We start from the raw sequence: 8,791 nt of genomic DNA on the forward strand, positions 1-8,791 counted from the left end.
CTCGCCGTCCCGGACCTCGAAAAATGGAGGAAGGCGCTGGAAGCGCTCAAGGCCGGTCCGGAACTGACGCCGGAGACCGACTTCGAAATCTCCAGGGAAGAAGATGCCGACCACTATTCGATTACACCGTTGAAGTCGGGGAGCTTCCTCGTGCGCTACAGGCAGCTCGGCTGGGACATGAAGATTCACTACGACTCGGGCTGCATCGAGGTGAATGGCGCGACACATAGAGGAGATGAAGCGGCCGGCCAGCCACGGAGGTGGAGGGAGGGTGCAGAGGGGCCGAGGAGGGCCACTGACGGGGACGCCCGAGCGATGCTCCCGTCCGGTGGACAGGCCGCTTGAGCCCCCTTGGGGTACACGCCTGCCCAGACCGCGCTCCCATCAGGTGCGTAGCAGGGGCCTGGACCTCTTGGCGCCTCTTGAGCCTCAACACCCCGCGGCCTGGGGTGGCCCGCGTGCCGGGGCCCACCTCGCACCTGCCGTGGGCAAGCCCAGGTGCTCCAGAATGGCCCGCACCCCGGCGGCTCCCTTCACGTACGCCAAGACCCTTGAGCCTGCCTCCACACCGCACGCAGGCGAACACGTCGAAGTCGAACGTCCTCCTGAGCAACTCTGTCCAGTCCACTCGCGGTGTCCTCTCCTTCATCCGCTCCTTCCTGGCCGCTGCCTCAAGCCCCGCGCTCGCCTCCTGCGCACCTGCTTGAGGGAAGAGCAGCCATGTCTCGCGCCGTCAGTGCGTTCACCGTTGCCGTGAACAGGGTAGCGCGGTGAGGGGTGGCGAGAGCCTCCGAGCACAAGGCGGCGCCGGCATCGGCGGCAACGGCGATGCCGTCGAGGCTGGCATCCAGCCGCTCGTCGAGACGGCCCAGTTGGTCGAGCTTGACGTGGGGCGCGCGAACGAGCACCGAGCGCGTGGCGCGCTGCGAGATGGCATCGTCCACGTGCTGCTGCACGACCGCGAGCACGGAGTTGTGGCGGGGGGTGGCCGTCGCGTTCACAGGCACCACGCTCACAGGATGCGGTGCCATTGGCCACCGTGGAGTTCGAGGACGTCGCGGCCGCCCAGCGACCACAGGGTGTCGCCGGTGGCCGAGAGGTTGTTGAACGTGGCGGCGTCGAGGGGGTCGATGCGCTCGAGCTTGCCTGTCGGCGGCAGCATGTAGAGGTGATCAAGCGAAGCGACGTACGCCGCACCCTCCAAGACGCAGATGCTCCAGAAGTTCTCCTGCGCGAAGTCATGCTCTATCACCCGCATGGCCTGGGTGTCTCCTTCGAGCAGCAGGCCACCCATTCCGCAAGCCACGAAGCGCCCGCCCGGCGTCTGCCAGATGCCGTTGATGATCGCGGTGGAGGGGGTATCCAGCAGCGACCAGCGCCGTCCGGCACGCCGGTAGAGCTGGCCGGTGGCCGACGCCGCCAGCAAGCCATCCAGCGTCGCCTGGCCCTTGCCCAGGCGGTGCATCACCGCGTCGAGCATGAGGTCCATGTCGACGTTCCACTGGCCTGGTGCCGCGCGCCGCAGCAGGCGGCCGTCCAGGCTGAGGGCGCAGATCTGGCCGTCGATGCAGACGGCGTCGCGCAGGAGGCCCGAGATGCCCGGGTGGTCGAGATCGCCCGCGATGGTCTCCAGCACCAGCGAGGAGCCAGTCTGGGCGAATCGGCCGCGCGAGCCCACGCAGCCCACGGCCGAGTCGTCGAGCGCGAAGGCGCCGACACATTCCCACTTGAGCTTGGCCACCATCTGCGCCGCGTCACCGTCGACGCGGGCCACGATTGCATGCTCGACGCGCTCTTCGAGTAGCTCATCCAGTCCCAGCACGAGCACGCCCCGGCGGGGCCCCAGCACGTGGCCGCGCAGCACTGTCGCCACCGTTGCCAATTCCGAAAGACTGCTCTTGTTGCCGCCCGTGTCCATGCTTGTCCTCATCCAGCCCACCCTGCAGCCGAGTCGGTCGCACCCATGAGTCTTTCCAGCAACGCCATGCTGTTGCGGGCGCTCGCCTCGGCAAGCGCAGCATCGAGCTCTTCTGGGGTGATCTCGTTGGGCGAGACGGCCTTGATCTGGGTGTTGTCGTTGATGCCGCACTGGCGGTGGTATGCGTCCAGCTGTGCCTTCATGCACTTCTCCGAGCAGCCCGACTGCTGGAAGACCGTGCTCGCCGCCTCGACCGCGCTCTTCTTCGCTTCGCCATAGGTCCACGCCTTGGCAGTCACCTTCTTGTTGCCGACCAGGTCGATCTCGACCTCGGGCTGTTTCAGCGCCTGTGCGCTCTGGATGGTGTGCATGAGTTCATGCGCCCCGCCAGCGTCGTGCCCCACTCCTGCGTATAGGCAGGATAGAAGCCATGTGGAGGGTGAGGGCAGGAGCGGAGGTGTCGTGGAGGGCCGCTGACTGGGGCCGCCCGAGCCGTGAGCCAAGCGGGTGGACAGGTCGCGCAGCCCCTTGGAATACACGCCGGCCCTGGCCGCCCTCCCATGAGGTGCGCGGCAGGGGCCTGGCTCTCCTGGCCCTGGCAGTTTGAGCCTCAGCTGGCGCCGCTGGCCCTGGGGTGGCTCGCGCTGTTCCCCAACGCGCCGTACCTCCTCACGGACTTCATCCACCTGCGCCAGCGGTCCGTGGTGCCGCTGTGGTTCGATGCCGCACTGCTCGCGCTGTTCGCCTCCACCGGGTGGCTGATGGGGCTGCTCTCGCTGGAGGTGTGGAAGGAGTGGCTGGAGCAGCGCTGGGGCCGTGCCCGGGCCTGGGCCTTCGTGGCCGCCACGTCCGTGCTGTGCGGCTACGGCATCTACCTGGGCCGCGTGGAGCGGTGGAACAGCTGGGACGTGCTGGCCGAGCCGACGCGGCTGCTCTCCGCCATGGCGGCCCACCTGCGCGAGCCCGGCGCCTTCCCACATCTGACCCGACTGACCCTCCTCTTCGCCGGGCTGGTGCTGCTCTCCTACGCCCTCTTCGAGGCATTGGTGACGCGGCTGCGCTGCCGCCGCGCCGCGTAGCTCCATTGCAGGTGCAATGACGGCGGGCCCTCCGGTTCCGCCCGCGTGCAGAAAAAATACATGGGACGCGCCGCCATGGGGTGCTTCCTCCTTCGTGTATTGGCGCGCACGCGCGAAGTCCCTACCCCCGGAGCTCGAATGAAGAAGTCAGGAACCGTTGGCGTTTTCCATGGTGCATGGTGGCTCGTCGCCGCCGTGTTGCTGCAGGCCTGCGGGGACACCACCCTCGCACCGCCCTCCAGCGTGGAGGCTCCCGCGCGGGCCCCGAGCGCGCTGGAGACGGTGGCGGAGCCGGAGGACATCCTCACCCAGCTCCAGTCCATCCCCGGGCTCATCGTGCTGGACGAGCGGCCCTCACCCTACGCGGGCACGCGCTTCTTCCGGCTGCTGTTCGAGCAGCCCGCGGACCACCGGCGCCCGCTGGGGGAGCGCTTCCAGATGCGGGTGAACCTGCTGCACCACTCGGTGGACGAGCCCATGGTGGTCTACGGAGGCGGCTATGAGCTGAGGGACACTCCGTCGCGGGCCGAGCCCACCTTTCTGCTCAACGCCAATCAGCTCTCGGTGGAGCACCGCTTCTTCGGCAACTCGCGGCCGGCCTCGAATGACTGGAAGCTGCTCGACATCCGCCAGGCCGCGGGTGACTACCACCGCCTCATCCAGGCCTTCAAGCCGCTCTACCCCGAGCGCTGGCTGACCACGGGCGTCAGCAAGGGCGGCATGGCGGCCGTGTACCACCGCTACTTCTACCCGGACGACGTGGACGCCACCGTGCCGTACGTCGCGCCCAACAGCCACGGGCTGGACGACGGGCGCTATGCCCGCTTCGTGGAGCAGGTGGGGGATGCCGACTGCCGCGCGAAGCTCCAGGCCCTTCAAGTGGCCGTGCTGCAGCGCCGCGAGGAGATGCTGCCCCTCGTGGAGGAACTGGGGAACGAGCTGGGCACGGGCTTCGACGTGATTGGCGGAGCGGACCGGGCCCTGGAGTTCGCCGTCGTCGAGGCGTCCTTCTACTTCTGGCAGTACTGGGGCACGCCCTACTGCGACACCGTCCCCCCGCCTGAAGCACCGGCGGCGGACCTCGTCGGCTTCCTGGACACCACCGTCGTGGGCATCGGCTACACCTACGGCGACGTGTGGCTCATCCCCCTGGCGGCCTACTACTACCAGTCCGCGACGGAGCTGGGCTGGACGCGCTTCTCCACGGGCCACCTGGACGGGCTGCTGCGCTACCCGGGGCAGGACGTGCCCCAGTCGTACTTGAACTTCCCGGTGAGGGAGCGGTTCGACCACGGCCTCATGCGCCGGGTGGAGCACTGGGTGCGCAACCACGCGGAGCGGATGCTCTTCATCTACGGCGAGAATGACCCGTGGTCCTCTGGCGCCTTCTCCGTGCGCGAGTGCAATGACTCGTTCCGCTTCGTTCTCCCGGGAGGCGAGCACGGCTCGCGCATCAACCGCCTGCCCACGCCCGAGCGGCTCGAGGCCACGAATCATCTGTACCGGTGGATGTGGCCCACGACGGCCGACGGGGCCCGCGCCCTGGCGCGCGACGCCGAGCGGGACATCGAACAGCTGAATGCCGAACTGGATGCGGAGCTCCGCAAGGAGTCGCGCCTGCGCCTGTAGCCTGCCGAAACACGAAGACACCGCTTCCACCCGCCATGGGCAGGTGGGGGCGGTGTCCCCGGACGGATGACGCGGGGAACTTCGTCGACGATGAGGGCCACGTTCCAGCCCCAGGGACGGAAGATGCGGACGTCGCCCACTTATCTCGGCGTGATACGCCTCGGGATGAGGACCGATGTGACCCTTCCGTCAATGGTGCTCGCCGCGCCGTTGCGGCAGTACCGGCGAAGGCTGTGACGGCTCCCCATTGATGGTCGTCCCCCCGGCGTAGACCCCTGGCGCGTGCCGCAGGAACGGGATGGGGAACGGCAACTCCGGCGCGGAGACCGCATTGAGCGCCGCGAGCTGCTCGGCCGTCAGCGTCACCTCGAGCGCCTGCACGTTGTCCTCGAAGTGCTGGAGGGTCCGTCCGCCGATGATGGTGGACCCCACGCCAGGCTGCGAGCGCACCCAGGCCAGGGCCACGCGCGGCACGGTGGTGCCCAGCTCCCTGGCGAGGCGGGCGAGCACCTCGACGATGTCGTAGTCCTTCTCCTTCACCCGTCCCGCGACCATCGCCGCCCGGCCGCCCGTCACCTTGCCTGCATTCTCGCGCGTGTACTTCCCGCTGAGCCGGCCAGAAGCGAGCGGCGACCACGGCACCACGCCCAGCCCAAGCTCCCGCGCCATGGGAATGAGCTCACCCTCGACGGTGCGCTCGGCGAGCGAGTACTCAATCTGCAACGCGATGAACGGCGCCCACCCGCGGAACTGCGCGAGCAGCTGGGCCTGCGCGACCTTCCAGGCCGGCGCATCCGAGATGCCGAGGTAGCGGACCTTCCCCGACTGCACGAGGTCGTGCATCGCCGCGACCGTCTCTTCGATGGGCGTGTGCTTGTCCCAGATGTGCAGGTAGTAGAGGTCGATGTAGTCGGTGCACAGGCGGCGCAGGGACTGCTCGCAGGCCGCGACAATCGCCTTTCGGTTGGAGCCGCCGCCGTTGGGGTCGCCCGGGTAGAGGTTGCCACTGAACTTGGTGGCGATGACCACCCGGTCGCGCTTCTCCCGGTCGTGCGCCAGGTGGTCCCCGATGATCTTCTCGGAGTGCCCGCGCGTGTAGAAGTTGGCGGTGTCGATGAAGTTTCCGCCCAGCTCCAGGTACCGGTCGAGAATCTGCTCGGACTCCTTCACGCTCGAGCCAAGGCCGGGGCCAAGGTCTTCGCCGAAGGTCATCGCGCCCAGGCAGAAGGGGCTCACGCGGAGGCCTGAGCGGCCGAGGGTGACGTAGTGGTTCAAGGGCATGGTTCGCTCCCGTGGAGGTGGACACGAAGAGGTATGCCGCGCGCGCGGCACGCCCACCACCTCGCAATCATGCAAGGGCCATGAAACGATGTTTCACAATGGCCAGCCCGCACCAGCTCCAGACCGCACTGCCGCAGCTCTCGGTGTTCCTCGCCGTCGCGCGCCACCGCAGCTTCACGGGCGCCGCGCGGGAACTCGGTGTGTCGACCTCGGCGGTGAGCCACTCGGTGCGGCAGCTCGAGGAGCTGCTGCGCGTGGTGCTGCTGCAGCGGACCACGCGCGCGGTGACACCCACCGACGCCGGCGCGCGGCTCATCGAGAGCGCCAGCGCCCCGGTGAAGCTCGCGCTCGAGGCGCTCGCCTCCGCGAACGCGAAGGCGGGAGACATCGTCGGCCGCGTGAAGCTGAGCATCTCGCAGGGGGCCGTGCCGCACGTGCTGGAGCCGGTGGTGCCGGTGTTCCGCCAGCGCTACCCGCAGGTCTCCCTCGAGGTCGTGGTCGAAGAGCGCGCCGCCATCGACTTCGTGGCCGAGGGTTACGACGCCGCCTTCCAGGTCACCGAGGTCATCGCGCGCGACATGGGGCGGGTGCGGCTGACCGACCCGTTCAAGTTCTTCGTGGTCGGCTCGCCCGCCTACCTCGCGAAGCACGGGACGCCGCGCAAGCCCGAGGACCTGCTCCAGCACGAATGCATCACGTTCCGCTGGCCCATGGGCGACGCCCTCTATGCCTGGGAGCTGGAGCGGGGCCGGCGCAAGTGGCGCGTGCCGGTGCGGGGTGGCCTGGTCACCAACCACCTCCAGTCGTACATCTCCATGGCGGAGGCGGGCCTCGGCCTCGCGTACACCGCGGACATGACCATCAAGGACCAGCTCTCGGACGGGCGGCTGGTGGCGGTGCTCCCAGCGTATGCGCCGACCGAGCCCGGCCTCTTCCTCTGCTATCCGAGCCACGCGCAGCGTTCGCCGGCGCTGCGGTTGTTCATCGAGACGACCAAGGAGGTGCTGCGCCTGAAGTAGGCCCGGCGCCGTGCCCCTCCAGGCGCTGGAGCATGAAAGCCTCGCCTCGCATTCGCGGCATGAAGCCCGAGCGCTATGGGGCGGGCGTGCCGGCTCCGCCGAGGTCCTCGGGCGTGAGTTTCAGCGCCGCGCTGATGGCCAGGACGTCCTGGTACTCGCGCCAGTGCTTGATGAGGCCGTCGCGGACCCGCAGCACGCCAATGAGGGTCGCCGAGGCACGCAGGCCGGTGGTGGTGACCGTCCCTGCCAGCTCGTATTCCACGACGATGACCTCGGGGTCGTCGGTCTGGTGGGTGGCCAGTTCACGGAACTGCTCGAAACGCACCGGCAGGGCCGCGCTTCTGGCGCGGTAGAACGCCAGCCACGCCTCGCGGCCCTCATGACGTCGCATGCCGGGAGGGGAGAACGGGGTCTTGAGCGTCACCCGCTTCGGTGGACAGGCCGCTTGAGCCCCCTTGGGGTACATGCCTGCCCAGACCGCGCTCCCATCAGGTGCGTAGCAGGGGCCTGGACCTCTTGGCGCCTCTTGAGCCTCAACACCCCGCGGCCTGGGGTGGCCCTCGTGCCGGGGCCCACCTCGCACATGCAGTGGGCAAGCCCAGGTGCTCCAGAATGGCCCGCACCCCGGGGGCTCCCTTCACGTACGCCAAGACCCTTGAGCCTGCCTCCACATCTCAAGCACGCCAACACTTCCACGGCGAACGTCCTGCTTGAGCAGCCCGGCCCAGTCCAAACGGGGTGTGCGCTCCTTCCTCGGCTCCTCCACCGTCGCGGCAAAGGCGGGGCTCTCCTCCTCCAGCCCCGGCTCCACCCCTGCTTGAGGGAATGGAGCAGGAGGAGATGCGGCTGCACGAGGACGGCTTCATCTGGAGTCTGTCTACTGCGTCCTCGAAGGCATTGTGGACGGCGCTCTGCGATGGGCGGTAAACGGCTGCGCGTGGAGTGGGTGGCACCGTGACGGCTGGCCGGGCCGTCCGGCAACACGAGGAGAAGGCCCATGAAGGACCTGGCGTCTCTGGCCCGTCTCGACGGTATGGCTCAGGCGGAGCTGTGTGCTCGCGGTGAGGTCTCCGCGGAGGAGTTGTTCGAGGCGTGCCTGGCGCGCATCGACACGCTGAACCCGCTGCTGCACGCGGTGGTCACCGTGAATCGCGAGCCGCCTCGCGCGGTGAAGCCGGGGCCGTTCTCCGGGGTGCCGTTCCTGGTGAAGGACGCGACGCCGTGGCCGGGGCTGCGCTGGTCCATCGGCTCGCGGCTGTTCGCGAAGAACGTCGTGCCGCAGCAGACGCCCTATGGACGCAGGCTCGAAGAGGCGGGGCTGGTGTGCGCCGGGAAGACTGCGACGTCGGAGTTCGGGCTTCTGGGCAGCACGGAGACGCTGCTCGAAGGGGTGACGCACAATCCGTGGGATTTGTCCCGCTCGGCCACGGGCTCGTCGGGAGGCAGCGCGGTGGCCGTGGCGGCGGGGCTGGTGCCGCTCGCGCATGCGAATGATGGCGGTGGCTCCACGCGCATCCCCGCGTCGGCGTGTGGCCTCTTCGGCTTCAAGCCGAGCCGCGAGCGCACGATGATGGCGTCCTTCGCCACGTCGGACTTCGGGGACATGACGAGCGACCACTGCATCAGCCGCTCGGTGCGGGACAGCGCGCTGTTCCTCGCGGTGACGGAGGACCCCACCGCCGCCCGGCCCGTCGGCTTCGTGCGCGAGCCGATTCGTCGCAAGCTGCGCATCGCCACATGGACGCGGACGATGATGGGCGAGGAGCCGGAGCCCTCGGTGCGCCGGGCCCATGACGAAGCGGTGGCGCTGCTCACGGAGCTGGGCCACCACGTCGAGCCGATTGCGCCGCCCGCCTTCGATGGGC

General features: G+C 68.8%; 9 protein-coding genes and 1 pseudogene. 5 read left to right on the forward strand and 5 right to left on the reverse strand.

Annotation, left to right across the window (positions count from 1 at the left end):
* A pseudogene (locus LXT23_RS49355) lies at positions 1-345 on the forward strand (hypothetical protein); the annotation flags it as partial.
* A 326-nt stretch (positions 346-671) separates the two neighbouring features.
* Here LXT23_RS49355 and LXT23_RS49360 read toward each other — a convergent pair.
* The 3 genes from LXT23_RS49360 to LXT23_RS49370 are packed head-to-tail and all read right to left on the reverse strand — an operon-like array spanning position 672 to position 2,289.
* Positions 672-1,001 (reverse strand): hypothetical protein, encoded by a 330-nt coding sequence (locus LXT23_RS49360; protein ID WP_253987534.1) that lies wholly within the window; start codon positions 999-1,001, stop codon positions 672-674.
* A gap of 11 nt (positions 1,002-1,012) precedes the next feature.
* Positions 1,013-1,918 carry a hypothetical protein gene (locus LXT23_RS49365; RefSeq protein WP_253987535.1) on the reverse strand — a complete coding sequence of 302 codons (906 nt, stop codon included), beginning with the start codon at positions 1,916-1,918 and terminating at the stop codon, positions 1,013-1,015.
* An 8-nt stretch (positions 1,919-1,926) separates the two neighbouring features.
* Complete coding sequence (locus tag LXT23_RS49370; protein WP_253987536.1) at positions 1,927-2,289, reverse strand: HNH/endonuclease VII fold toxin-2 domain-containing protein; 363 nt, start codon at positions 2,287-2,289, stop codon at positions 1,927-1,929.
* Between the two features lie 189 nt (positions 2,290-2,478).
* Between LXT23_RS49370 and LXT23_RS49375 the strand changes: the two genes are divergently transcribed.
* On the forward strand, positions 2,479-2,997 hold the full coding sequence (locus LXT23_RS49375) for a DUF1361 domain-containing protein (protein WP_253987537.1): 519 nt from the start codon (positions 2,479-2,481) through the stop codon (positions 2,995-2,997).
* Positions 2,998-3,135: 138 nt separating this feature from the next.
* The gene (locus LXT23_RS49380; RefSeq protein WP_253987538.1) at positions 3,136-4,626 is read left to right on the forward strand and encodes a S28 family serine protease; all 1,491 of its coding nucleotides are present in this window, start codon (positions 3,136-3,138) and stop codon (positions 4,624-4,626) included.
* A 189-nt stretch (positions 4,627-4,815) separates the two neighbouring features.
* Here LXT23_RS49380 and LXT23_RS49385 read toward each other — a convergent pair whose 3' ends face one another.
* On the reverse strand, positions 4,816-5,907 hold the full coding sequence (locus LXT23_RS49385; protein WP_253987539.1) for an aldo/keto reductase: 1,092 nt from the start codon (positions 5,905-5,907) through the stop codon (positions 4,816-4,818).
* A 98-nt stretch (positions 5,908-6,005) separates the two neighbouring features.
* Here LXT23_RS49385 and LXT23_RS49390 point away from each other — a divergent pair, with 98 nt between their 5' ends.
* Entirely contained in the window at positions 6,006-6,926 is a 921-nt protein-coding gene (locus LXT23_RS49390; protein WP_253987540.1) for a LysR family transcriptional regulator, read from the forward strand.
* Positions 6,927-6,999: 73 nt separating this feature from the next.
* Here the strand turns inward: LXT23_RS49390 and LXT23_RS49395 are convergent, their stop codons facing one another.
* On the reverse strand, positions 7,000-7,350 hold the full coding sequence (locus tag LXT23_RS49395; RefSeq protein WP_253987541.1) for a nuclear transport factor 2 family protein: 351 nt from the start codon (positions 7,348-7,350) through the stop codon (positions 7,000-7,002).
* A gap of 573 nt (positions 7,351-7,923) precedes the next feature.
* On the opposite strand from LXT23_RS49395, the gene LXT23_RS49400 reads away from it, so the two are divergent.
* Positions 7,924-8,791 (forward strand): amidase (locus LXT23_RS49400; protein ID WP_253987542.1); only part of this gene is annotated, 868 nt, incomplete at its 3' end.

This window comes from Pyxidicoccus xibeiensis, assembly GCF_024198175.1.
Classification (GTDB): Bacteria; Myxococcota; Myxococcia; order Myxococcales; family Myxococcaceae; genus Myxococcus; species Myxococcus xibeiensis.